The sequence below is a fragment of the Bradyrhizobium prioriisuperbiae genome (genome assembly GCF_032397745.1).
GTDB lineage: Bacteria > Pseudomonadota > Alphaproteobacteria > Rhizobiales > Xanthobacteraceae > Bradyrhizobium_A > Bradyrhizobium_A prioriisuperbiae.
This window is the reverse complement of the sequence record NZ_CP135921.1, coordinates 5562142-5585222: the sequence shown is the minus strand read 5'-3', so window position 1 is coordinate 5585222 and position 23081 is coordinate 5562142. Positions and strand designations below refer to the sequence as shown.

Below are 23081 nucleotides of genomic sequence, written 5' to 3'. Positions count from 1 at the left end.
ACACGCTCTCATTTCGTGCAAATGCTGCATTTGCAGCGCGATCCAGCACCGACACGCGCCGGAAACGATTGCCTGTGCTCCCCCGAGACGCATAGTAGCGTTCGAGCTTTTCAATGGCTCGCGGAGATTTGCTCGGATTGTCGACCCCACGCAGGATCATCAGTTTCAGTCTGTATGGAAACCTCCCGCTCTATACCGATGGCGCCATCACCAACGCAGAGTTGGCGACGCATCTCTACCCGGGCTGGACGGTGCGCTTCTATGTGGACGAAACGACACCCGCCGATGTCGTCAGCGCGTTACGTGCACGGCAGGCAGAAATCCTGCGGGTCGCAGCGCCGCGCCTGGGTCCGATGTACGGCCGGTACTGGCGGTTCTGGGTTGCGGCCGAGACCGGCATCGAACGCTTCATCGTGCGCGATGTCGATTCCCGGCTCAACACGCGTGAGGCAGCCGCCGTCGACGACTGGATCAGGTCCGACAAATCCGTTCATGTGATGCGCGACAGCGCCGCTCATGGCAGACGCATGCTGAGCGGCATGTGGGGCGCGACCGGCAACACGTTTCCACAGATGCGCAACCTGACGGATTCCTGGGGACGCTACAGCCTGCAGGGTGAGAACGACCAGTTCATGTCGGAGATAATCTTTCCCCTGATCCGTGACGACTATATCTGCCACGACAGCTACGGGCATTTTTCCGATGCCATGCCGTTTCCGCCGCACGGGCGGATGACCGGTACGAGCTTCATCGGCGAAATCGTGACACCGGCCGTCGAAAGCCAGGATATCTGGCGCAGAGCCGGCGAGCAGCAAGATGCGATGCAGCGGCTTGCTCAAGCTCGGGACATCGAGATGAACCAGCTGACAGAGCAGTTGAACACGCTCAAAGAACAGTTGGACGCGCTCATGGAGCAGGAGAACGTGCTGAAAGAGCGCGTGTCGGTCTTGGTCGAAAGCGCCGACACGCGCGAGCACGCCCTGCAAGCTTCACAGGAACAGCTGTTCAGCCTGATTCATCATCTCCAGCTATCCTCCGCACCGCTCAGCCTGCGGGCCGTGCTGCCGCTGGCGCGGCTGCTGCGCCGATGCTCAGCGCAATTCCGGCGACGACACATTTAGATCTTCCGCTCGTAGAGCAGCCGCGCGCGGATCGTGCCTTCCAGTGCGCGGATATCGGCGAGCACACGCTGGCTGTCCGCGGCCGACGCATCGGCGTCCAGAACCACATAACCGACATCGGCCGAGGTTTCATAATATTGCGCGGCGATGTTGACCGCATGGCGGGCCAGCACTTCGTTCAGCCGTCCGAGCATGCCCGGCAGATTGCGCTGCACCTGGATGAACCGCGTCCCCTCCGGGCGAGGCGGCAGCTGGACCTGCGGAAAGTTGACCGCGCCCATGGTCGACCCCGTGTCGCTGTAATCGACGAGCTTGCGCGCGACTTCGGCGCCGATGCGCTCCTGCGCCTCCTCGGTCGAGCCGCCGATGTGCGGCGTCAGGATGACGTTTTCCAGCCCCTGCAGCGGCGAAACGAAACGGTCCGCATTGGATCGCGGCTCGACCGGGAAAACGTCGACGGCCGCGCCGCGGAGCCTTCCATTCCGCAAGGCGTCCGCAAGGGCATCCAGGTCGACCACGGTGCCGCGGCTGTTGTTGATGAAGTAAGCCCCGGGCTTGATCGCCTCGATTTCCGCGCGGCCGATCATGCCATGAGTGGCCGGCGTTTCCGGCACATGCAGGGTGATGACGTCGCTCTGCGCCAACAGCTCGTGCAGGCTGCTCGCTGGCTCGGTGTTGCCGTGACGCAGCTTGTCGGTGTGGTCGTAGAAGATGACCCGCATCCCCATCGCTTCCGCGAGGTATGAGAGCTGCGATCCAATATTGCCATAGCCGATGATGCCCAAGGTCTTGCCGCGGACTTCGTGGCTGTCGTTCGCGGACTTGTCCCAGCGGCCGTCGTGCGCCGCGACGGAGCGCGGGATGACACGGCGCAGCAGCATGACGATCTCGCCGATCACCAATTCCGCCACGCTGCGCGTATTCGAGAACGGCGCATTGAAAACAGGAACCCCGTCCCGGCGCGCCGCGTCCAGCTCCACCTGGTTGGTGCCGACACTGAAACAGCCGATCGCGATCAGACGGTCGGCAGCCGCCAGAACCTCAGGAGTGATCTGCGTCCGCGACCGGATTCCCAGGATGTGAACACCCTTGATGGCGTCCGTCAGCGCCTCGCCCTCCAGCGCCTTGGACAGCCGCGTCATGCTGGAATAACCCGCGGTCTCGATGATCTGCGCGGCGCTGTCGTTGACACCTTCGAGCAGCAGAACCCGGATCTTGTCTTTCGAGAGCGAGAGCTGGGATGAGGTGGAATTGTCGGGCACGGTCGCGGCGTCCTTCGGCGTGAGATGAGCAGTCGACCGGCGATAAAGACGAAAATGCCAGCCGGTTCAACGGCTATCGAGTTGGCTCGATTCAAGCTTTCCCTGATGTCCGGGGTGTATACATCATCACCCCGCGACCATCCATGGCTCAGGGCTTCAATTCATGACCCAATTCATCAGGAGAGAACGCTTAGAGGCTGCCGGCCGGTTCCGGCTTCGATCTCAACGAGGCCGCCTCCCAGCTCGCGACCACCACCAGGATCACGGTGGCAAGGCTCGACAGCCACAGCGGCGAGAGTTCCTTGCCCGCGACCGCCAGCACCAGCAGCGCTGCGATGCCGACCAGGTGCGACAGCTGCCACAGGCCGCGAATGGTCCATTTGAACACCAGAGTGCCAGCCAGGAACAACAGCGGCCCGCCGATCACGCTGAGCACGGTCTTGAGTTCGGTATGGCCGGAGGGATGCGCCAGCACCAGTTCATCGGCCACCGCCGAGACGATGATGCCGGCAACGATCGGCATGTGAAAATAGGTATAGGCCAGCCGCGCGATGCGTCCGGGATCATCGGCGCCGGAGATCCGTTCCGAGCCGGCCTCCGCGCCCTTGTGGAAATAGATCCACCACATCGCGATGCTGCCGACGAACGAGGCGACAAAGGCGGTGATAGTCTCCGCCGTCCATGACAGTTCGGCGAAAGTCGCCCCGGTGACCAGCACGGATTCGCCGAGCGCGATGATGATGAACAGCGCGCAGCGTTCCGCCAGATGAGCGCCTTCGACATTCCAGTCGTCGATCGAGGTCGCCCCCAGTCCAGGCAACCGGAAACGCATGGCCGGACCGCAATATTCGATCACCAGCGCCAATGCCCAGAGCACCAGGCGCGTGTTCGGGTCGGCAAGACCGCCGGCGATCCACAGCACGCCGCTGCAGCACAGCCAGATCAGGATGCGGACGAAATTCATCCGCAGCCCCGGCTCGGACGCCGGGATCAGCCAGAGCGTAAATGCGGAGCGGCCGATCTGGATGGCCGCGAATGCGAGACCGAACACCAGCCCGCGCGCACCGAAGGCACCCGGCAGCGAGGTGGACAGCACGAGGCCGGCTAACATCAGCAGAAACAGCAGGATGCGAACCGGGGTCTGTTCGGGATCGAGCCAGTTGGTGACCCAGGAGGTGTAGATCCACGCCCACCAAACTGCGAGGAACAGCAGCGTGATATGCAGCACGCCGAGCGGCGAAAAATCCTTCAGCAGGGTGTGCGAGACCTGGGTGACAGCGAACACGAACACCAGGTCGAAAAACAACTCGACATAGGTGACGCGGGCATGGCCGTGCGACGAGCGCTCCCGCAACATCGAGGCGCGCGCCGTCTCGCTCATGCCCTCACCCCGCACCGACCGCCGTGGTCACGGACGACAATCACTTCTCGGGCGTGCCGGTCTGCAGCGCCAGCGCATGCAATACGCCGCCCATCTGTCCCTTCAGCGACTGATAGACGATCTGGTGCTGCTGCACCCGGGACTTGCCCCGGAAGGATTCGGAGAGAACGGTGGCGGCATAGTGATCGCCGTCGCCGGCGAGATCGCGGATCGTCACTTCCGCGTCGGGAATGGCGGCCTTGATCATGGCCTCGATATCCCGCGCATCCATAGGCATTGATGAAGTCTCCAGAACGCTTGCGATTCGCGGCTGGATGCCGCTCGGTCGCCGCCAAATTTGACGTGCGAATTTACCTTGAACAGGTGCCCGCGTCACGCCTTCCAAGTCGGTATCCCCGCACTATATCCGGTTCTGTGTCCAAATGCCGCCCGCCAAATGCCCTGCGACAGCGTTATCCCGCGACAGGAAGTTTCCCCAGCAACAGGCAAATGTCATGAAAATTCCAGGTCCCGACCATCCCATCACGATCACGTCAAACCCGAAGCGTGTCCGGGTCTCCGCGTCCGATACGACGGTCGCCGACACCGGCCAGGCCTTGAGCCTAAAGGAAGCGTCCTATCCGGCCGTGCAGTACATCCCCCGCACCGACGCCAATATGGCGCTGCTGACCCGTACCACCCATGTCACCCACTGCCCCTACAAGGGGGACGCCAACTACTTCAGCATCACCGTCGGCGGCAAGACCCTCGAAAACGTCATCTGGACCTATGAGCAGCCCTATGACGCGGTGGGCCAGATCGCCGGGCACCTCGCCTTCTATCCCGACAAGGTGACGATCGAGGAATTGGCGGGCTGATGTCCCCAGCGAGGCTTTCGACTTTCCGGCCCATGTCATCTAGAATTGCGTCGCCTAGACTTGTACCGGCTAGAATTTGATTCAATGCGGGTTTGAAGTGGTCCGGAAAAGCGATAGCCGCTTGTCCGGATCACGTTTAGGCTTGAGCGGGAAGAAGCTGGGGGCGTCGATCCGAAATGTCTGACCGTAACGCGGCGCTCGATCGCGCGAGAACGTTCATCACTGTGCTGGTGCTGATCAACCATTCGGTGGTTGCCTACACCGCATTCGGCCGCTTCTACCCCAACCATTATTTGTGGTCGACCGCCCCGATCGTCGATTCCCAGAAATGGATCGGCTTCAACGCGCTGACGCTGTTCAACGACGCCTTCTTCATGGCGTTGATGTTCTTCCTCTCGGGCCTGTTCGTCTGGCCAAGCCTGCAGCGCAAGGGCATCGGACATTTCCTGCGCGACCGCGTGCTGCGCCTGGGCGTGCCGTTCCTGGCCTGCATCTTCATCCTGATGCCGATCGCCTATTACGCCTCGTTCCGGCTGACCGACTCAAAGGCCGGCTTCGTGGAGTTCTGGCTGGGCAATTTCAAGCAGGGCATCTGGTTCGATGGTCCGGCCTGGTTCATCTGGTTCCTGCTGCTGCTGGATATCCTCGCCATTCCGGTGTTCCTGTTCGCACCGAAACTGGTCGACGCGATCAACCGGCTGTCGATCGCGTCGTTCTCGCGGCCCGTACTGTTTGTCGGCGTGCTGTTCGCGGCCACCGTCGTGGCTTATGTCCCGCTGCTCTTCCACCTCGGTGCCGTGCGCTGGTTCAATCTCGGCCCGCTGCAGGTGCAGGCCAGCCGGGTGGTGATCTATGGCGTGTTCTTCCTGGCCGGCATGGGTGTCGGCGCCGCCAACATCGACCGCGGTTTGCTGGCGAAGGCCGGCAATCTGGCGCTACGCTGGTATGTCTGGGTGGTCGCGGCCGCCGCCTCCTATGGCCTGCTGACGATCCTGATCAATTTCCGACGGATGCGGCTCAGCAACCTGCCGGGCGCCCCGCCATTCTGGTGGCAGAGCAGCTACGGCGTGGTTTATGCGCTGGCGTGCGTGACCATCAGCATCGCGGTGCTGGCGCTGTTCCTGCGCTTCGCGCAGGGCGAGAAGAACCTGTTCGATCCGCTGCGGGGCGACGCCTACGGCATCTACATCTTCCACTACATCTTCTGCCTGTGGCTGCAGTTCTCGCTGCTGAACGCACCGCTGCCGGCGATCGCAAAGGTCTTGATCGTGTTCGTCGGCACGCTGGGCCTAAGCTGGATCATCACTGCCACACTGCGGCGGATCCCGGGCGCAACGCGGATCCTGTAGTGGCCGACCGGAGTCCGCACCACGCGAGTCAGAAGCGCCGGAATACAAGGCCATAGTGATAGGGAGAAACTTCACTCTGTGCCTGAAGCGCAAGCCCAGCCGGTTCGATCGCTTCGATCGTCTGCTGGGGCGTCATTCGCAATTCGGTCGCCGGCCCCCGCGGCTCTCCCAATACCACGGTTTGCTCGCGGGGCCTCGCATGCCAATTGACCACCGCGAACAGTCCCGCCGGCTTTAGCACATCGCGGACAAGTCTTACCAAGTGTCGCTGGTCTGGCACCCCGTGCAGGACGTTTGCCAGAAACACATGGTCCACCGGCGAGCCGACCACCCTAGCAAGGTCGTAGGCATCGGCCACGACACAGGTGCAGTTGATCATGCCCGCCTCCTGCAGACGGGTGCGCGACGTCGCCATCAGCATATCATCGATGTCGACGGCAATGACATGCCGCGCAATTCGCGCGAGCTGCAGCGTGAACCAACCATCGCCGGAACACAGGTCCACGACGGTCATCCCCGGCTCGATTCCCATCGCCGTGATGACCCGGGCCGGCTCCGGCCACAGCGCCTCCCACCAGCCCGGGGCAGGCATGCCGGTCCCCTTGAAGAAGCCGGGAATGGTCATGTGGTGTCGGCCTTCATTCACTGCGACTGGCGTGCGAGATCGTCGGTCCTGCATGATCGACGATCTCCAGGCCGTCGTCCAGTCTATGCCCCGCGCAAGCGCTCGCGGTCCAGCCGCGCGCACTCGGTGACGAAGTTGATCACCGCGCGCATCGCCGGCAAATCCACCAGATCCGGATGCGCCAGCAGCCAGGTGTCCGAGCTGCCGGCGAGCTTGTCCGGCGCGACACGGATCAGCTCCGGATGAGCGTCACCGACGATGCATGACATCACGGAGATGCCGATCCCGGCCCGCACCGCCGCCAGCATGTCAGCCTGCGACGAGCACCGCATCACCACCGATGCGTGGCGCGCCACATGGTCGCTCCAGCGCCCGAGTTCGGCATTGGAGGCCTTGTCGGCAAAGCCGACGATGCGATGATCCTTCCAGTCATCCTTGTGCTCGGGCAGCGGATGGCGCGCGGCGTAGTCGCGCGAGGCATAGAAGCCGACCCCGAGACGGGCGATCTTGCGGCCGACCAGGTTTTCGTCGCCGCTCTGGTAGACCCGCAGCACGATATCGGCCTCGCGCCGGCGCACGCTGACGGGAAACGGATGCGTCACCAGCTCGACCTCGATGTCGCGATGGGTCTGCAGGAAAGCTTCCATGTGCGGCATCAGCCAGTAGGCCGCGAGCGTCGGCCCGATCGACAGCTTGACCACGCCCCGCGCACGCGGACCTTTGGCCGAAACGGCAGCTTCCGCGCGCAGCGCCGCTGCCGCCATCACCTCGACATGCTCGCGAAAGCGCTGCCCCTGCGGTGTCAGCACGAGGCCATCGTTGGAGCGGGCGAACAGCTTGGTCCCGAGTTGCGCCTCGAGCGACGCCACCGCCCGCCCGACGGTGGGGTGGCTCGCCCGCAGCAGCCGGGCGGCTCCGAGAAAGCTGCCCGCTTCGGCGACGGCGGCGAACGTTCGGCAATGATCCCAGTCCATTCCGACACCTCGATGCTCAATCCTGCATGTTCAATTCTGGAGATAGAGCTGTACAAAATCGAACAGAGACGGGAGCGGGTCAAGCGCTAAAGTGCGCCGCAACAAGACTCGACAACCCCTCATAAAACCCTTGGAGGAACCATGTCGCTGCCCGCGTCGCTGAAAGGAACGCTGGAACTGCCGGTGATCGGCTCACCGCTGTTCATCGTGTCGGGGCCGGAGCTGGTGATTGCCCAGTGCAAGGCCGGCATCGTCGGTTCGTTTCCCGCCCTCAACGCGCGCCCCGTCGAGATGCTCGACCAGTGGCTGACCCGGATCGAGGACGAGCTCGCCGACTACAAGGCGAAACATCCGGGCAAGAAGGTCGCGCCCTATGCGGTGAACCAGATCTGCCACGCCTCCAACGACCGGCTGATGCAGGACATGGAGACCTGCGTCAAGCACAAGGTCCCGATCATCATCACCTCGCTGCGGCCGCCGTCCGAGATCGTCGAAGCCGCGCATTCCTACGGTGGCGTGGTGTTCCACGACGTCATCAACGTCAAGCACGCCCGCAAGGCTGCCGAGCAAGGCGTCGACGGCCTGATCCTGGTCTGCGCCGGCGCCGGCGGACATGCCGGGACGATTTCACCGTTCGCGCTGGTTCGCGAGGTCAAGCAGTGGTTCAAGGGCACCGTCCTGTTGTCCGGCGCGATCTCCGACGGCTGGGGCATCGCATCCGCCCTCGCGCTCGGCGCGGATCTCGCCTACATGGGCACCCGCTTTATCGCCACCGAAGAAGCCAACGCCGATCCCGCCTACAAAAAGGCGCTGACCGAGCACGCCGCCCACGACACCGTCTACACCAACCTGTTCACCGGCGTGCACGGCAATTACCTGGGACCCTCGATCGCCGCCGCCGGCCTCGATCCGAACAACCTGCCAGTGGCCGACAAGTCGAAAATGAACTTCGGCTCCGGCGGCAACATGAAGGTCAAAGCCTGGCGCGACATCTGGGGATCGGGCCAGGGTATCGGCCAGATCATCGACTCGCCGCCGGTGGCTGAACTGGTCGAGCGGCTGAAGGGCGAATTCGCTGAAGCCGGCAGCAGTTTCCTGCAGCGCAGCCAGCGTCTCGAAGCAGCCGAATAAAACAACAACAACACGGTTCTGAGGGGAGGACGACATGAGAGCAGCAGCGCTGCGCGCGATTGCGCTTGGCTTGATGGTGGCGTCTGCCGCCACCGCGACACGCGCCGACCCCGGCAAGGAGGAGATCCGCATCGGACAGACCCTGCCCTACAGCGGGCCTCTGTCCGGCTTCGGCGCCATCGGCCGCGCCCAGGAGGCCTATTTCGCCAAGATCAACGCCGAGGGTGGCATCAACGGCCGCAAGATCAGGCTGATCAGTCTCGACGACGCCTATTCGCCGCCCAAGACGGTGGAACAGACCCGCAAGCTGGTTGAGCAGGACGAAGTCTTGCTGATGTTCGGCTCGCTGGGAACCGCGACGAACAACGCCGTGCATCGTTATCTCAATGGCAAGAAGGTGCCGCAGCTGTTCGTGCTGAGCGGCGCCACCAAATGGGCCGACCCGAAAGGTTTCCCCTGGACCATGCCGGGCATGGCGACCTACGAATCCGAGGGCGTGGTCTATGCCAAGCACATCCTGCAGGCGCGACCGGATGCGAAGATCGCCATCCTGTCGCAGAACGACGACTTCGGGCGCGACTATGTGGCGGGCTTCAAGCGCGCGCTCGGCAGCAAGGCCGCGAGCATGATCGTCGCGGAGGCAAATTATGAATCGAGCGCGCCGACCATCAATTCGCAGATCGCAGCGTTGAAAGGCTCCGGCGCCAACATCGTGTTCGGCGTCGTGCTCGGTAAATTCACCTCGCAGCTGATCAAGGGCATGGCCGAAATCGGCTGGAAGCCCGACGCGGTCTATGTTCCGACCTCCGCATCGTCGATCACATTTTTGGAGCCGGCAGGCCTTGCCAACGCGGCCGGGCTGGTCACCTCCAGCTACCAGAAGGACATTTTCGACGAGCAGTGGGCCAACGACCCGGACGTGAAGGAATACTTCGCGTTCCTGAAGCAATATTTGCCCAGCGGGGACGAGCGCAACACCAACTATGCGACCGCGTACGTCAACGCGCGGCTGCTGGTGCATGTGCTGCGGGCCTGCGGTGACGATCTCAGCCGCGAGAATGTGCTGCGCCAGGCGACGTCGCTGCGCGCGGTGACCCTGCCCCTGCTGCTGCCGGATGTTGCGGTTACGACCGGCTCCGATGACTATCTGCCGTTCCAGCAATTGCGGCTGCGCCGCTTTGATGGAAAGAGCTGGACGGCGCTGAGCGGATTGCTCGATGATCGGTAAAGAGATGATGAGGTAACGCGACATGATCATCAGCGGCGACCGCCAGATCAGCTATCCCGCCATCCGCGAGCGCGTGGCGCGGGCCACCACCGGCCTGAAGGCCCTCGGCGTCAGCGGCGGCAAGCCGGTGGCCATGATGCTGCGCAACGATTTCGCGCTGTTCGAAGCCTCGGCTGCGGCCGCCGCACTGGGCTCGCCGATCGTGCCCATCAACTGGCACCTGAAGGCGGAGGAGGTCTCCTACATCATCGCCGACTGCGGCGCCGACGTCCTGGTGTGCCATGCCGATCTGCTGCCGCAGATCCGGCAGGGCCTGCCGAAACGGCTGCGGCTGCTGGTGGTCGAAACGCCACCGGAAATCGCGGCCGCCTATGGCGTGAGCCCGCCTGACACCCGCGTTCCCGAAGGCGCCACCGACTGGGATCACTGGCGCGACGGCCATGTGCCGTCGCAGGAACCGCCGCAACGCGCATCGGCGATGTTCTACACCTCCGGCACCACCGGACGGCCAAAGGGCGTGCGCCGGCAGCCGATGCGGCCCGAACAGGCGGCCGCGGTCGAGCGCGTCGGCGGACTCACTTATGGCGTCAAGCCGAACGAAGACCAGATCATCCTGATGAACGGGCCGATGTATCACTCGGCGCCGAGTTCCTACGGCATGCTGGCGTTCCGTCACGGTTGCACCATCGTGCTCGAACCGCGTTTCGATCCGGAAGACATGCTGCAGCTGATCCAGCGCCACAAAATCACCCACATGCACATGGTGCCGACCATGTTCGTGCGGCTGCTGCGGCTGCCGGACGAGGTAAAGGCGCGCTACGACCTGTCGTCGCTGCGCTTCATCATTCATGGCGCGGCCTCCTGCCCGATCCCGGTCAAGCAGGCGATGATCAAATGGTGGGGGCCGGTGATCAACGAGTATCTGGGATCGACCGAAACCGGCATCCCGATCTGGCACTCCTCGGAGGAAGCGCTGGCGAAACCCGGCACGGTCGGCCGTGTCGTCGAAGGCGGCATTGTCAAGATCTTCCGCCCCGATGGGACGCCCTGCGACGTCGGTGAGCCCGGCGAGATTTTCATGCGGCAGACGGCGATTTCCGATTTCGACTATCACGGCAAGACCGGCGCGCGCGCCGAGGCCGGCCGCGAGGACCTGATCAGCGTTGGCGATGTCGGCTACCTCGACGCCGAGGGATATCTGTTCCTGTGCGACCGCAAGAGCGACATGGTGATATCGGGCGGCGTCAACATCTACCCCGCCGAGATCGAAAACACCCTGATCGGCATGGACGGTGTGCGCGACTGCGCCGTGTTCGGCATTCCCGACGACGAATTCGGCGAGAAACTCTGCGCCTATATCGAGCCGGATAATGAAGCCGTGCTGACGCCGGCGGCGGTGCAGGATTATCTGAAGCGGCGACTCGCCAACTTCAAGGTGCCCCGGGAGATCGAATTCATCGATGCGCTGCCGCGCGAGGAGAGCGGCAAGATCTTCAAACGCAAGCTGCGCGCGCCGTATTGGGAAGCGCGCGACAAGGCGAGCTAGACGGTCCACTCCCCCATCCGCCTTCGCGAGCGTTGCGAGCAGCGCTGTGGCCAAAGTCGCCACTGCGGCGAGCACTTGGCTCAGCATGGCTGGCTGATGTGCGCTCTAAACGCGAGGTGCTTCAAAGACCTCCAGGTTTACATCCAGCACTAATAGGATACTCTATATCCTTAATAGATGCGGATTGCGCCGTTCTCGGAACAAATCGATGATTCTGAAAAGCCAAGTTGAATGGGCGCTGCATTGCTGTGCGATCCTCGCCGGCCTGCCCGAGGGGCGCTATCTGTCGACCAAGGCGCTGGCGGAATTGCACGGGCTTCCAAAGGAATATCTTTCCAAGGCGCTGCAGAGCCTGTCTCAAGCGGGCCTTGTCCATACGACGCTTGGCCCATCCGGCGGATACCGTCTCGCGAAGCCGCCTGCGAAATTGCCTCTTTTGGACATCGTAGAGGCCGTGGAAGGCAAGTCACGCACCTTTGTCTGCAACAACATCCGCGAAAACAATCCCTGTTTGCCCAAGAACCATCGCAACCGCCGCGCGTGTGCGGTCGCACGCATCATGTGGGAGGCCGACGAAGCCTGGCGCCAGAAACTGCGCAGCGTCACCCTGCAGGACCTCACCGAGATCCTTGCAGAGGAAACGGCTCCGGCGGTCTGGAAGGACACTTTCGAATGGGTGTTAGGCCGGGCGGGTTGAACGCGCATTGATCCCCCCGGCGGCATATTCGCCGCTGATCACAGCCAGGCTGAAAACAAGGCTCTCGGCCGGAGCGGCCAGTGAAAGACCACTTGCCTTGCATTGGCTATAAACGAGACCGATGATTTCGTTGCGAGCCGCTGTCCAGCCGGCGGGACTCTCGACGCGGAACTGCAGCTCGACTTCGATGGCAGCTGCATCGATCGTCTTCAAGGCGACGACTGGCTGTGGGTCTTTGACGATCCGCGTGCTGCTGTCCAGGACGGACCGCATGACCTGCTCGACGATATCAGGCGTTGTGGTCACAATGCGTACGGTCAACGTGATCTGGTGAGTCTCGTCGGGACGACTCAGATTGGTTACCCCCTGCTTTGCCAGAATGCTGTTCGGCACCACAACGACATTATACCCTCCGGTGAGCAGGTTGGTGGAGCGCCAGTTGGTTTCGACCACGCGGCCTTCCGTGCCGTCCTTGAGTTGGATCCAGTCGCCGATCGCATGGGCCCTGCCGAGGGTCAGCGCGATGCCCGAAAAGACATCACCAAGGGTATTTTGCAACGCGAGGCCGAAAATGATGGCGACGATGCCTGAGGTCGCAACCAGCGTGCCGACCGGTACGCCGAAAACGAAGCCTATGATCGACAGCGTCACACCGAGATAGATGACGCCGACGGCCATATCCTGGATGAGGTGCGCTTCCCGTGGCCGGCGGTTGAGCCTGATATAGATGTGAACCAATCCGATGATTGCCCAAGCGAGATGGGTCCACCACAGGATCCTGGCCGATTTGGAGAGCAACGCGCCGAAACCCTGCATGTGGGTGTCATCGACGTGGTGCGGAGAAATGCCGCCCAGGTAAAGCACGAGGCTCATGCCGATAAAGAACAGGATCTGGACGATCAGTCGGCTTGTTGGACGGTTGTTGCCCTGAGCATGCCAGACGACGATACCGGCGAGTCCCAGAATGTTGGTCAGAACAAACGGCATCAAATGGTCTTCACCCAACATAACAGGAACTCTCCAAGACGGGCCAAAGGTTGCGCAAGTGTTTGAAGTCACGCTGCCGCATGCGGTGCGGCAGGAGGCGCTTTGGTCGAGCGCAATGTCGTTTCCACGGAATCCGGTGCAGACGACGAAGCCAACAGCCGGTCTTCCCGCATGGCCGCAACGAGAAGGTCGAGGACTGTTCTGACGCGAAGCGGCACGTTGTGCCGTGAGGGATAGACCAGGGTGATCGGCAGACGGGCCGGCGGGAAATCGGGCAACAAATTGATCAATCGGCCAGCCTCGATGTCCGGTACGGCGAGGATGTGGGAGAGGATTGCGATGCCGGCGCCCGCAAGCGTGGCGCGGTGGACGGCGACGGCACTGTTGACGACAAGACGTGGCGCGATCCGCACGGCAACTTCGTCTGTCCCGTTCGAAAACAGCCAGGAACGGCTGTCACCGTGGAGACTGGAGCAGATGCAATCATGGCGGCTGATATCCTCGAACGTGCGCGGAGGACCGCGCTTTTCGAGGTAGTTCGGCGCGGCAACGAGAAATGCCGCCGTCCAACCGATCCTGCGACATACCAGATCGTTATCGGCGACGGCCCCGAGGCGCACTTCGATATCGATGCCTTCTCCAACCAGATCGGACGGCTCTTCGCGAAACAGCACTTCGATCGAGAGCTTCGGATGGCGGTTGAGGAGTGCTGCAAGTCGGTCGCTGATATGGAGCCCCAGCGGCGCAGGTAAGGATAGCCGAACCTTGCCTGAGACTCCTCCCGAGCTGGCGGATTCGCCGAGCGCCTCCACCGCCTCGATAACCCTGAGAGCCATCGGGATCACCTGCTTGCCTTCGGCCGTCAACGTCAATGCGGTGGTCGAGCGATGCAGAAGGCGCATATTGAGATGCGCCTCCAGCGCGGAAACCTGCCGAGAAACCGCAGGCTGCGTCAGATTGAGATCGAAAGCGGCGGCAGAAAACGAACCGGCATCGGCAACTCTCAAAAAGCTCCGCAGTGCGCAAACGATGTCCATCGCCATCCCCTTTATTTTCGACATAAGCCTTATGCCTGCTGCTTTGGTCAGAAGGGCTTTACATAATTAAGGATACTACATATCCATAAGGATATTCAACATCCTTAATATGAGGAAGGCTAACGATGATGTCATCGTCATCGGTCGAGCCGACCTGATCGCTCCCAAAACCGCAGTCAGCAGGAGACAGCCATGAGCTTAGACAAAACCTCGCACCCCGGTGGACCGGGCCCCGACGAGCTGGTTCCGTCGCGCTACGTGCAGCGGGTCGGAGAGATCGATGTCATGGTGGTCAGCGATGGGGTGATCTCGATCTCCGCGGAGGCGATGGCCACCAACGCCGACCCGGCCGTTCGCTCCGCCTGGCTGCACGAGAGGCTGCAGCCGGAGGTAATGGATTGGGCGCTGAACGAGGTCGTCGTTCGCAGCGGCGGCCGCACCATCCTCATCGACTCCGGACTGGGAATGGAGGCCCCGAACTTCCCGAAAACCGGGCGGTGGTCCTCGCGCCTGCAGGCCGCCGGCATCGATCTCGCTGAAGTGACCGACGTGGTGCTCACCCACATGCACTTCGACCACGTCGGCGGGCTGCTGGTCGACGGGGTGCAGGATCAGCTGCGTCCGGACGTCCGGATCCACGCGTCGGCCGCCGAGGCCGAGTTCTGGCAGGCGCCCGATTTCTCCCGCACCGCCATGCCGGGGCCGATGACGGAGATGATCCGGTCGGCCGCCCGACGGTTCCTGGCCCAGTACGGTAGCAAGCTGCAGACGTTCGAAGCGGACGCCGAGGTGGCGCCGGGCGTGGTCGTCACGCGCACGGGCGGCCACACCCCCGGGCATAGCATCGTCCGCCTGGCATCCGGCGGCGAGCGCCTGACGTTCGTCGGCGACGCCGTGCTCCCGCACGGCTTCGATCACCTCGAGTGGCATAACGGCTTCGAGCACGACCCCGAGGAGGCTGTCCGCGTCCGTGCCCGTCTGTTGCGGGAGTTGGCGGCGACCGGCGAGCCGCTGCTGGGCACTCACCTGCCGTTCCCGTCCGTCTGCCGGGTGGCGGCCGTTGGCAACGGTTATCGTTGGGTCCCCGCCTTGTGGAATTACTGACCGCCTGTTAGCGCCGAACCATGGCGCGCCGCCTTCAAGGCCGTGTCTGGCTCGGCTGACAAACTCCAAGGCTTCGATAAGGCCTCGAGCTCGACAGCTTCGAGAGGCCGGTCTCTCAACGAAGCCCTTCACCCAAACATCCCATCGAGCAACGTGCGCCGCAACGGCAGGCGCGAACGGAGACATCACATGAAAATCGTCATCATCGGAGGAACCGGCCTGATCGGTTCCAAAACCGCCGAACGCCTGCGCAAACACGGCCATGACGTGATTGCCGCCTCTCCCAACACCGGCGTCAATACCATCACCGGCGAAGGCATCGCAGAAGCGCTCAAGGGAGCCGAGGTGGTCATCGACCTCGCAAATTCACCCTCCTTCGAGGACAAGGCCGTGCTCGAATTCTTCCAGGTTTCGGGCCGAAACCTGCTTGCCGCGGAAAAGGCCGCCGGCATCAGACATCATGTCGCGCTGTCCATCATCGGGACGGACCAGTTGCCGGAAAGCGGCTATCTGCGCGCCAAGGTCGCGCAGGAAAAGATCATCAGGGACTCCGGCACCCCCTATACCATCGTGCGGTCCACGCAGTTCTTTGAATTCCTCGGTGGCATCGCCCAGGGGGGCACGGTCGGCGATACGGCGCGCCTGTCGACGGGCTATCTTCAGCCAATCGCCTCCGATGACGTCGCGGACTTCGTGACGGACGCAGCCCTTGCCGCGCCGGTCAACGGCACCATCGATATTTCCGGTCCCGAGCGCGCGCGGCTCTGCGATTTCGTCGCCCGTTACCTCAAGGCGATCGGCGATACGCGCACCGTGATAGCCGACCCGGAGGCGCGGTATTTCGGGACCAAGCTGCAAGACGGTTCACTCGTCTCCGACAACGATCCTCGCATTGGCCGCGTTGGCTTCGATCAATGGTTCGCCACAACGCCCCGGAAATGACCCGCTTGCGCCTGTCGTCGTGCGACGGTGCGGCGTCCACCTCATGAAAGGAAAATCGACATGATCAAGTCACTTGTTGTCGCTGCAGCCCTGGCGCTTCTGTCAGGGTCAGCTTTTGCACACGACACACCTGGCGGCGGCAAAGGCGGGAAAGTTACGCTGGTCTACGACCATGAACTGCCGAACGTGCCAGGCAAGAGCATGAAGGGAGTTCTCGTGGAATATGCTCCTGGCGGCTTCTCGGAGGGCCACACCCATCCTCAGTCCGCCTTCATCTACGCGACCGTTTTGGAAGGCGAGATCCGCAGCCAGGTCAACGACGGCCCCGTCACGATCTACAAGGCCGGTGAAAGCTTTTCGGAAATGCCCGGCGACCGCCATGGCGTGAGCGAAAATGCCAGCAAGGCGAAACCGGCAAAGCTGCTCGCTGTCTTCGTGGTCGATACCGCCCAGCGTGAACTGACGTTTCCAATCAAGAAATAGCTGTGCCTCTGCATTCCCCGCGTCCCCCAATGGCGCGAGGACATGCGGCCCGGCAGTCGCCCCTCTGACTGCGCTCGGGCATGCACGACGGCCGGCCTCCCCCCAGAGGCCGGCCGTTCCGTTCGGATATCAGCCGGCGCGCTGCAGGAATCGATGTGCGCCCCCTGAAAATCGCATATCGCGCAACAGCGCGAAGCCATTACACAGAGACTGCTATCCGATCATTTGCAGTCCGGCAGAGGCGATGCGGTTTCTCCGATCCGACAAGACGATCATTCGTGTCCTGATCGTACTTGCCATTGCCCAGGTCGTCGGCTGGGGAACGATTTCCCTTCCTGCCGTCATTGGCCGCCAAGTCGCTGCCGATCTTCAGATGACCATCACAGCGGTCTTCGCCGGCAACTCGGTGCTGTACGTGGTGATGGGACTGTGGGCTCCGCCGCTGGCGAAGGTCTTCATCAACCTCGGCGCCCGCCGCGTGATGATCGTCGGTGCCAGCCTCGCCGCACCCGGGTTCGCGCTGCTGGCCGTCGCCCAAGGACCAGTCCAATACTTCGCCGCATGGGCCATTCTCGGCACCGCCGGCAGCGCGACACTAACGACGGCGGCCTACATCATGCTCAACGAGATCGCCGGGCGGAACGCCAGGAGCGCCATCGGCGCTCTGATGCTGGTGACGGGATTGTCCAGCAGCATCTTCTGGCCGACCACCGCATTCCTGTCCGACGCCATCGGCTGGCGGACGACCTGCCTGATCTATGCCGCGGTCATGATCGTGGTGTGCGTCCCGCTCTATGCCTTCGGATTGCCGCACCGGGCAGAGCGGCAGGAACTGACGGAATCTTCACCCGCGCCGACCGCGGCGACAGCGCCGCGGGTGCACAAGACAACATTCTATCTGGTCACGTCGGCGATCGCGCTGAACGCTTTCGTCACCTTCGGCTTCAGCGCCGTGCTGATCGAACTTTTGAAAGCCCAGGGGCTTCCACCGACCCAGGCGATTGCCTTCGGCTCGGCCTTAGGCGTGATCCAGATCAGCGCGCGCGGGATCGATTTTCTCGGCGGCGCCCGATGGGACGGGATCACGACCGGGTTTGTCGCGGGAATCGCGCTGACAAGCGCGATGCTGCTGCTGTTGGCCAGCGGCGGCACCTACTGGTCGATCGCGGCCTTTATCGTGCTCTATGGCCTGGGCAGCGGCGCCTTCACCGTGGCCCGCGCCACCATCCCGCTGGTGTTCTATGACAAGGCCGATTATGCGAAGGCGGCCTCGCAGATCGCGCTGCCGCTCAATGCGATGTCCGCCTTGTCGCCGCCGGTGCTGGTGGGGCTGCTCACCCATGTCGGCAGCCACGCGGTTCTCGGCCTCGCCGCGCTCTGTTCATGCGTCGTCATGCTGATCCTGCATCTGCTCAGCCGGCGGCGCCCGGCACTCGATGCGGTCGCGTCGAGCTGACGATCGATCACGCTGCGCGCTATCCTCGCAGCGTGAGATCAGAAATCAGTTCGCCTTGCCCGCCATATAGGCCGGCAGCCAGCTTTCGAACGCCGCATTCAGCGTCTTCACCGCGACCTCGCCTTCGCCGGCGATGATCAGCTTGTCGCCGCCGGTGGTGCCGATCTGCACATAAGGCACTTCCACCGCCTTGAGCTTGGTCAGCACGCCGAGCAGATCGGCCTGCGGCACGGTGACGACGTAGCGTGCCTGGTCCTCGCCATACCACCAGGCATGCGGCACGATGGCCTGCGGCGTCGCGTCGAGTGTGGCGCCGATGCCGCCAGCGATCGCCATTTCCGCCAGCGCCACCAAAAGACCGCCGTCGGAGAGGTCATGCACCGCGGTGGCGGTGCCCGCATGGATCATGCCGCGCACCACGTCGCCGTTTCGCTTCTCGATGGCGAGATCGACCGGCGGCGGAGCGCCCTCTTCGCGGCCGCAGATGTCGCGCAGATACACCGACTGTCCGAGCCAGCCATGGGTCTCGCCGATCAGCAGGATGGCTTCGTCCGCCTGCTTGAACGCCAGCGTTGCCGATTTCTTGAAATCATCAAGCAAGCCGACGCCGCCGATGGACGGGGTCGGCAGGATGCCGCGACCGTTGGTTTCGTTATAGAGCGAGACGTTGCCGGACACGACCGGGAAATCCAGCGCGGTGCAGGCGGCCGAGATGCCGCGCAAACAATGCACGAACTGGCCCATGATCTCGGGCCGCTCGGGGTTGCCGAAGTTCAGGTTGTCGGTGATGGCCAGCGGACGGCCACCGACGGCGGTGATGTTGCGCCAGGCTTCGGCCACCGCCTGCTTGCCGCCTTCGAACGGATCGGCCTCGCAATAGCGCGGCGTCACGTCCACGGTCAGCGCCAGGCCCTTCGGGCCGTCTTCGACACGCACCACCGCGGCATCGCCGCCGGGGCGCTGCAGGGTGTTGCCGAGGATGACGTGATCGTACTGCTCCCACACCCAGCGGCGGGAACACAGCTCCGGCGTCGCCAGCAGCTTTTCCAGCGCGGCGACGGTCTGTAACGGTGCCGCGATATCGCGGGCATGGACGCACGGCAGCTTCGGGCTTTCGACATAGGGCCGATCATAGAGCGGCGCCTCGTCGCCGAGTTCCTTGATCGGCAGGTCGGCCATCACGTGACCGCCATGCTTGACCACGAAACGCTTGGTCGGCGTGGTGTAGCCGACCACGGCGAAATCGAGACCCCACTTGCGGAAGATAGCTTCGGCTTCTTGCTCTTTCTCGGGCTTGAGCACCATGAGCATGCGCTCCTGGCTTTCCGAGAGCATCATCTCATAGGCGCTCATGCCGGTCTCGCGGGTGGGCACCGCATCGAGATTGAGGTCGACGCCGAGGTCGCCCTTGGCGCCCATCTCGACCGCGGAGCACGTGAGGCCCGCCGCGCCCATGTCCTGGATCGCGATCACGCAATCCTTGGCCATGATCTCGAGGCAGGCTTCCAGCAGCAGCTTCTCGGCAAAGGGATCGCCGACCTGCACGGTCGGGCGCTTCTCGTCGGAAGCGTCGTCGAATTCGGCCGACGCCATGGTGGCGCCATGGATGCCGTCGCGGCCGGTCTTGGAGCCGAGATAGACGATCGGCATGCTCACGCCGGAGGCGGCCGCCAGGAAGATCTTGTCGGCGTCGGCGAGGCCCACCGCCATGGCGTTGACCAGGATGTTGCCGTCATAGCGGGTGTGGAAACGCACCTGCCCGCCCACGGTCGGCACACCGAACGAATTGCCGTAGCCGCCGACACCGGCGACCACGCCCGACACCAGATGGCGGGTCTTGGGATGCGACGGGTCTCCAAAAGACAGCGCATTGAGGCAGGCGATCGGACGCGCGCCCATGGTGAAGACGTCACGCAGGATGCCGCCGACGCCGGTGGTCGCGCCCTGGTATGGCTCGATATAGCTGGGGTGGTTGTGGCTCTCCATCTTGAAAACCACCGCCTGGTTGTCCCCGATGTCGATCACGCCGGCATTCTCGCCCGGCCCCTGCAGCACCCACGGCGCCTTGGTCGGCAGCCCGCGCAGGTGCTTGCGCGAGGACTTGTAGGAGCAGTGCTCGTTCCACATCGCCGAAAAAATGCCGAGTTCCGTGAAGCTCGGCTCGCGCCCGATCAGCTTCAGAATCCGCTCATATTCGTCCGGCTTCAGGCCATGGCTGGCGACGAGATCCGGGGTGATTTTCGGTTCGTTGGACGACATGGGGCTCGCGCGGGGCTCAGAGGATTTCGGGATATATGCCAACTGACAGCATATGCCGGTTGGCAGGTATTTGGCCCTGTTTACGGGCATCGGAAGGGCCGGAAAAGGCCTTTCTGCCCCTCTTCTTCAACAACCCGGCCAAAGCTGGGGATCGCCCCGAAACGGGCCATTTGCACCGGCCCGGCCAGTCGGATTATGTCCTCCGGCAATGCAGCAATCGACTGTTTGAGGAGACGCCGTGAACCTTGTCTCGCCGATCCCGCCGGACCACCGCAACACCTTTACCGCCACCGAGGGCGAATTCGCCGGCTGGACCACCTGGACCCGCGACACCTTCGAATCGCACAACGGTCCGTTCTGGCACCGGCTGGAGGAGGACGGCCGGATCCGCTGCGCCTTCCGGGTCGAGAAAAAGCACCTGAATGGGCAACAGAACGTCCATGGCGGCTGCTTCATGACCTTCGCCGACTACTGCCTGTTCGCCTTCGCGCGGCGCGAGCTGCAGGGCTCGGGCGTGACGGTCGCCTTCAACGCCGAATTCCTCGATGCGGCCAAGGAAGGCGAACTGGTCGAAGCCAATGGCGAAGTCACCCGCGCCGGCGGCTCGCTGATCTTTTTGCGCGGCCTGCTGACCAGTGACGGCCGGCCGCTGCTAAGCTTTTCGGGGACGATCAAGCGGGTGAAGAAACGGACGTAAGACCAAGTAGCCCAGACGAGCTACTTCTCCTGCAACAGCACGCGGAATTTCGCCACGTCGCGCGTCACCACCTGCTGCAGCCCCTCAGGCGTCTGCTCGGCCTCGTCGGGCGCGACCGACGAGAGGTCTTTCAAGCGCTTTTGCACCGCTTCGCCGGCAACCGCCTTGCGGGCCGCGGCATTTATTTTGGCGATGATCGCGGGCGGCGTGCCCTTGGGCGCGAACAGCCCGTTCCAGCCCTGCGCTTCGAACTCGGGAATGCCGGCCTCCGCCGATGTCGGCACATCCGGCAGCGTCGATAGCCGTTTGGTCGAGCCGATCACGAGGCCCTTCACCAGTTTGTCCTGGATCGCCTGCGAGACCGAGGTCGCGGCGTCGCAGACGCCATCGATCTGGCCGCCGATCAGGTCGGTCAGCGCCGGGCCTGCGCCACGATAGCCAACCAGCGCCACGTCGACACCGGCCGCCTGCACGAACGCCTTGCAGATCAGGTAATTCGAGGAGCCGACACCGGCGTGGCCGAGATTGATCTTGCCCGGATTCTTCTTCGCGTAGGCGATGAATTCCTGCACGTTGTTCGCCGGAAATTCCTTCTTCAGCGCCACGACGCCGAAGGTCTTGGCGACCATGGCGATCGGCACGAAGGACTCCGGCGTGAACGACAGTTTCGGGTAAATCGTGTAGGTCGCGGCGTTGGTGCCGGCGTTGCCGATCACGATGGTATAGCCGTCCGGCTCGGCGCGGGCCGCGCGCGCCAGCGCAATCGAGCCTCCGGCGCCGCCGACATTTTCGTTGACGATGGTCTGCCCCAGCGGTGCGCCCATCTGCTCGGCCACCGCGCGCGCGATCACGTCGGACGAGCCGCCCGCAGCGAACGGCACGATCATGGTGACCGGGCGGCTGGGATAATTGCTGTCCTGTGCGGCGGCCGGCGCAGTGTTGCCGAAAGCAAAAACGCCGACGGCAGCAAGCAGAACGGCGGCACGCGCAGCCGTTCGCACGCGGCCAATCATGCAGCGCGCTCCAGATGCGCTGTCAGCCCTGCGAACAAGCCGCGGCCGTCGGTGTTGCCCATGATGTCTTCGACGTGGTTTTCCGGATGCGGCATCATGCCGAGCACGTTGCCCTGCTCGCTGACAATGCCGGCGATCGAGGCCGCCGCGCCATTGATGTTGTGCAGGTCGCCGACGTCGCCGGTCGCCGAGCAATAACGATAGAGCACCCGCCCCTCGCCCTCGAGCCGCTTCAGCGTCTCTTCATCGGCGGCGTAGTTGCCCTCGCCGTGTGCCACCGGCACGCGGATCACCTGCCCCGCATTGTAGCCGCGGGTGAACGGCGTGTCAGAACGCTCGACGCGCAGATGCACATCCTTGCAGATGAACTTCAGCCGCGCATTGCGCATGAGAACACCCGGCAAGAGGCCGGACTCGCAGAGGATCTGGAAACCGTTGCAGACGCCGAGCACGAGGCCGCCCTTCGCGGCATAGGCCCGCACTGCGTCCATGATCGGTGCGCGCGCAGCGATGGCGCCGCAACGCAGGTAATCGCCGTAGGAGAAGCCGCCCGGCACGACCACGAGGTCAGTGCCGGTGGGCAGCGCCGTCTCGGCGTGCCAGACCATCGCGGGCTCATGGCCCGAGATCAGCTTGAGCGCCCGCGCCATGTCGCGTTCGCGATTGATGCCGGGGAAGACGAGAACTGCAGATTTCATGGTGTGTGCGTATCGCCCAGTTCGAGACGGTTCTCTATCCGCTCCAGACGCGCTTCGTGACGGACCAATGTTTGATAAACATTGCCGACGTCCTGTTGTACGGCCACGAGATGGCCGCGCATAGCCTGCAGCTCATTCTTGATTTCATCGGTCTTGTGATCGACGCGATTGAGACGCTCCTGGATTTGCTTGAGCATCTCGCACATCAATTCGTTGGTGACGACGGCCATGATC

General features: G+C 63.3%; 23 protein-coding genes. 12 read left to right on the top strand and 11 right to left on the bottom strand.

Annotation, left to right across the window (positions count from 1 at the left end):
• Positions 1-137: 137 nt before the first annotated feature.
• Complete coding sequence (locus RS897_RS26350; RefSeq protein WP_315831649.1) at positions 138-1121, top strand: hypothetical protein; 984 nt, start codon at positions 138-140, stop codon at positions 1119-1121.
• On the opposite strand, the gene serA is transcribed toward RS897_RS26350, so the two are convergent.
• The 3 genes from serA to RS897_RS26335 all read right to left on the bottom strand — a co-directional run bounded on the left by serA (position 1118) and on the right by RS897_RS26335 (position 4041).
• On the bottom strand, positions 1118-2383 hold the full coding sequence (gene serA, locus RS897_RS26345) for a phosphoglycerate dehydrogenase (RefSeq protein ID WP_315831648.1): 1266 nt from the start codon (positions 2381-2383) through the stop codon (positions 1118-1120). The two genes, RS897_RS26350 and serA, sit on opposite strands and share 4 nt — an antisense overlap.
• 190 nt (positions 2384-2573) lie before the next feature.
• On the bottom strand, positions 2574-3764 hold the full coding sequence (locus RS897_RS26340) for a low temperature requirement protein A (protein WP_315831647.1): 1191 nt from the start codon (positions 3762-3764) through the stop codon (positions 2574-2576).
• Between the two features lie 40 nt (positions 3765-3804).
• Positions 3805-4041 (bottom strand): BolA family protein, encoded by a 237-nt coding sequence (locus RS897_RS26335; RefSeq protein ID WP_315831646.1) that lies wholly within the window; start codon positions 4039-4041, stop codon positions 3805-3807.
• 217 nt (positions 4042-4258) lie between these two features.
• Between RS897_RS26335 and RS897_RS26330 the strand changes: the two genes are divergently transcribed.
• Both RS897_RS26330 and RS897_RS26325 read left to right on the top strand, forming a co-directional pair.
• Positions 4259-4621, top strand: coding sequence for a DUF427 domain-containing protein (locus RS897_RS26330; RefSeq protein ID WP_315831645.1), 363 nt, complete (start codon positions 4259-4261; stop codon positions 4619-4621).
• Positions 4622-4797: 176 nt separating this feature from the next.
• On the top strand, positions 4798-5970 hold the full coding sequence (locus tag RS897_RS26325) for an acyltransferase family protein (RefSeq protein WP_315831644.1): 1173 nt from the start codon (positions 4798-4800) through the stop codon (positions 5968-5970).
• 28 nt (positions 5971-5998) lie between these two features.
• Here RS897_RS26325 and RS897_RS26320 read toward each other — a convergent pair whose 3' ends face one another.
• Positions 5999-6595, bottom strand: a complete 597-nt coding sequence (locus tag RS897_RS26320; RefSeq protein ID WP_315831643.1) for a class I SAM-dependent methyltransferase — start codon at positions 6593-6595, stop codon at positions 5999-6001.
• A gap of 83 nt (positions 6596-6678) precedes the next feature.
• Complete coding sequence (locus tag RS897_RS26315; protein WP_315831642.1) at positions 6679-7569, bottom strand: LysR family transcriptional regulator; 891 nt, start codon at positions 7567-7569, stop codon at positions 6679-6681.
• Positions 7570-7710: 141 nt separating this feature from the next.
• Here RS897_RS26315 and RS897_RS26310 point away from each other — a divergent pair, with 141 nt between their 5' ends.
• From RS897_RS26310 to RS897_RS26295, 4 genes are all read left to right on the top strand, one after another.
• Entirely contained in the window at positions 7711-8700 is a 990-nt protein-coding gene (locus RS897_RS26310; protein WP_315831641.1) for an NAD(P)H-dependent flavin oxidoreductase, read from the top strand.
• Positions 8701-8734: 34 nt separating this feature from the next.
• Complete coding sequence (locus RS897_RS26305) at positions 8735-9928, top strand: ABC transporter substrate-binding protein (protein WP_407654303.1); 1194 nt, start codon at positions 8735-8737, stop codon at positions 9926-9928.
• Positions 9929-9950: 22 nt separating this feature from the next.
• Positions 9951-11474 (top strand): acyl-CoA synthetase, encoded by a 1524-nt coding sequence (locus RS897_RS26300; protein ID WP_315831640.1) that lies wholly within the window; start codon positions 9951-9953, stop codon positions 11472-11474.
• A 208-nt stretch (positions 11475-11682) separates the two neighbouring features.
• A complete protein-coding gene (locus RS897_RS26295) occupies positions 11683-12171 on the top strand; it encodes an RrF2 family transcriptional regulator (protein ID WP_315831639.1) in 489 nt (162 codons plus the stop codon).
• Here RS897_RS26295 and RS897_RS26290 read toward each other — a convergent pair.
• Both RS897_RS26290 and RS897_RS26285 read right to left on the bottom strand, forming a co-directional pair.
• Positions 12154-13179, bottom strand: a complete 1026-nt coding sequence (locus RS897_RS26290; RefSeq protein WP_315831638.1) for a mechanosensitive ion channel family protein — start codon at positions 13177-13179, stop codon at positions 12154-12156. The two genes, RS897_RS26295 and RS897_RS26290, sit on opposite strands and share 18 nt — an antisense overlap.
• A gap of 47 nt (positions 13180-13226) precedes the next feature.
• Positions 13227-14195 (bottom strand): LysR family transcriptional regulator, encoded by a 969-nt coding sequence (locus RS897_RS26285; protein ID WP_315838749.1) that lies wholly within the window; start codon positions 14193-14195, stop codon positions 13227-13229.
• A 192-nt stretch (positions 14196-14387) separates the two neighbouring features.
• On the opposite strand from RS897_RS26285, the gene RS897_RS26280 reads away from it, so the two are divergent.
• The 4 genes from RS897_RS26280 to RS897_RS26265 all read left to right on the top strand — a co-directional run bounded on the left by RS897_RS26280 (position 14388) and on the right by RS897_RS26265 (position 18180).
• The gene (locus RS897_RS26280; protein ID WP_315831637.1) at positions 14388-15299 is read left to right on the top strand and encodes an MBL fold metallo-hydrolase; all 912 of its coding nucleotides are present in this window, start codon (positions 14388-14390) and stop codon (positions 15297-15299) included.
• Positions 15300-15488: 189 nt separating this feature from the next.
• Positions 15489-16241 carry an SDR family oxidoreductase gene (locus RS897_RS26275; RefSeq protein ID WP_315831636.1) on the top strand — a complete coding sequence of 251 codons (753 nt, stop codon included), beginning with the start codon at positions 15489-15491 and terminating at the stop codon, positions 16239-16241.
• Between the two features lie 60 nt (positions 16242-16301).
• The gene (locus RS897_RS26270) at positions 16302-16724 is read left to right on the top strand and encodes a cupin domain-containing protein (protein ID WP_315831635.1); all 423 of its coding nucleotides are present in this window, start codon (positions 16302-16304) and stop codon (positions 16722-16724) included.
• Between the two features lie 244 nt (positions 16725-16968).
• The gene (locus RS897_RS26265; protein WP_315831634.1) at positions 16969-18180 is read left to right on the top strand and encodes an MFS transporter; all 1212 of its coding nucleotides are present in this window, start codon (positions 16969-16971) and stop codon (positions 18178-18180) included.
• Positions 18181-18225: 45 nt separating this feature from the next.
• On the opposite strand, the gene purL is transcribed toward RS897_RS26265, so the two are convergent.
• On the bottom strand, positions 18226-20439 hold the full coding sequence (gene purL / locus RS897_RS26260; RefSeq protein ID WP_315831633.1) for a phosphoribosylformylglycinamidine synthase subunit PurL: 2214 nt from the start codon (positions 20437-20439) through the stop codon (positions 18226-18228).
• 238 nt (positions 20440-20677) lie between these two features.
• Here purL and RS897_RS26255 point away from each other — a divergent pair, with 238 nt between their 5' ends.
• Entirely contained in the window at positions 20678-21136 is a 459-nt protein-coding gene (locus RS897_RS26255) for a PaaI family thioesterase (RefSeq protein ID WP_315831632.1), read from the top strand.
• Between the two features lie 20 nt (positions 21137-21156).
• On the opposite strand, the gene RS897_RS26250 is transcribed toward RS897_RS26255, so the two are convergent.
• The 3 genes from RS897_RS26250 to RS897_RS26240 are packed head-to-tail and all read right to left on the bottom strand — an operon-like array spanning position 21157 to position 23077.
• Entirely contained in the window at positions 21157-22149 is a 993-nt protein-coding gene (locus RS897_RS26250; RefSeq protein ID WP_315831631.1) for a tripartite tricarboxylate transporter substrate-binding protein, read from the bottom strand.
• Positions 22146-22847 (bottom strand): phosphoribosylformylglycinamidine synthase subunit PurQ, encoded by a 702-nt coding sequence (purQ, locus tag RS897_RS26245; protein WP_315831630.1) that lies wholly within the window; start codon positions 22845-22847, stop codon positions 22146-22148. Before purQ ends, RS897_RS26250 begins: the two co-directional genes overlap by 4 nt.
• Positions 22844-23077, bottom strand: coding sequence for a hypothetical protein (locus RS897_RS26240; RefSeq protein WP_315831629.1), 234 nt, complete (start codon positions 23075-23077; stop codon positions 22844-22846). Before RS897_RS26240 ends, purQ begins: the two co-directional genes overlap by 4 nt.
• Positions 23078-23081: the final 4 nt, after the last annotated feature.

Bases quoted from the DNA above. Each gene is read 5' to 3' on its own strand.
- purL (WP_315831633.1), bottom strand. From the start codon at position 20,439: ATGTCGTCCAACGAACCGAAAATCACCCCGGATCTCGTCGCCAGCCAT.
- RS897_RS26320 (WP_315831643.1), bottom strand. From the start codon at position 6,595: ATGACCATTCCCGGCTTCTTCAAGGGGACCGGCATGCCTGCCCCGGGC.
- RS897_RS26330 (WP_315831645.1), top strand. From the start codon at position 4,259: ATGAAAATTCCAGGTCCCGACCATCCCATCACGATCACGTCAAACCCG.
- RS897_RS26285 (WP_315838749.1), bottom strand. From the start codon at position 14,195: ATGGACATCGTTTGCGCACTGCGGAGCTTTTTGAGAGTTGCCGATGCC.
- RS897_RS26335 (WP_315831646.1), bottom strand. From the start codon at position 4,041: ATGCCTATGGATGCGCGGGATATCGAGGCCATGATCAAGGCCGCCATT.
- RS897_RS26250 (WP_315831631.1), bottom strand. From the start codon at position 22,149: ATGATTGGCCGCGTGCGAACGGCTGCGCGTGCCGCCGTTCTGCTTGCT.
- purQ (WP_315831630.1), bottom strand. From the start codon at position 22,847: ATGAAATCTGCAGTTCTCGTCTTCCCCGGCATCAATCGCGAACGCGAC.
- RS897_RS26305 (WP_407654303.1), top strand. From the start codon at position 8,735: ATGAGAGCAGCAGCGCTGCGCGCGATTGCGCTTGGCTTGATGGTGGCG.
- RS897_RS26340 (WP_315831647.1), bottom strand. From the start codon at position 3,764: ATGAGCGAGACGGCGCGCGCCTCGATGTTGCGGGAGCGCTCGTCGCAC.
- RS897_RS26315 (WP_315831642.1), bottom strand. From the start codon at position 7,569: ATGGACTGGGATCATTGCCGAACGTTCGCCGCCGTCGCCGAAGCGGGC.
- RS897_RS26270 (WP_315831635.1), top strand. From the start codon at position 16,302: ATGATCAAGTCACTTGTTGTCGCTGCAGCCCTGGCGCTTCTGTCAGGG.
- RS897_RS26290 (WP_315831638.1), bottom strand. From the start codon at position 13,179: ATGTTGGGTGAAGACCATTTGATGCCGTTTGTTCTGACCAACATTCTG.
- RS897_RS26275 (WP_315831636.1), top strand. From the start codon at position 15,489: ATGAAAATCGTCATCATCGGAGGAACCGGCCTGATCGGTTCCAAAACC.
- RS897_RS26300 (WP_315831640.1), top strand. From the start codon at position 9,951: ATGATCATCAGCGGCGACCGCCAGATCAGCTATCCCGCCATCCGCGAG.
- RS897_RS26265 (WP_315831634.1), top strand. From the start codon at position 16,969: ATGCGGTTTCTCCGATCCGACAAGACGATCATTCGTGTCCTGATCGTA.
- RS897_RS26310 (WP_315831641.1), top strand. From the start codon at position 7,711: ATGTCGCTGCCCGCGTCGCTGAAAGGAACGCTGGAACTGCCGGTGATC.
- RS897_RS26280 (WP_315831637.1), top strand. From the start codon at position 14,388: ATGAGCTTAGACAAAACCTCGCACCCCGGTGGACCGGGCCCCGACGAG.
- RS897_RS26325 (WP_315831644.1), top strand. From the start codon at position 4,798: ATGTCTGACCGTAACGCGGCGCTCGATCGCGCGAGAACGTTCATCACT.
- RS897_RS26295 (WP_315831639.1), top strand. From the start codon at position 11,683: ATGATTCTGAAAAGCCAAGTTGAATGGGCGCTGCATTGCTGTGCGATC.
- RS897_RS26240 (WP_315831629.1), bottom strand. From the start codon at position 23,077: ATGGCCGTCGTCACCAACGAATTGATGTGCGAGATGCTCAAGCAAATC.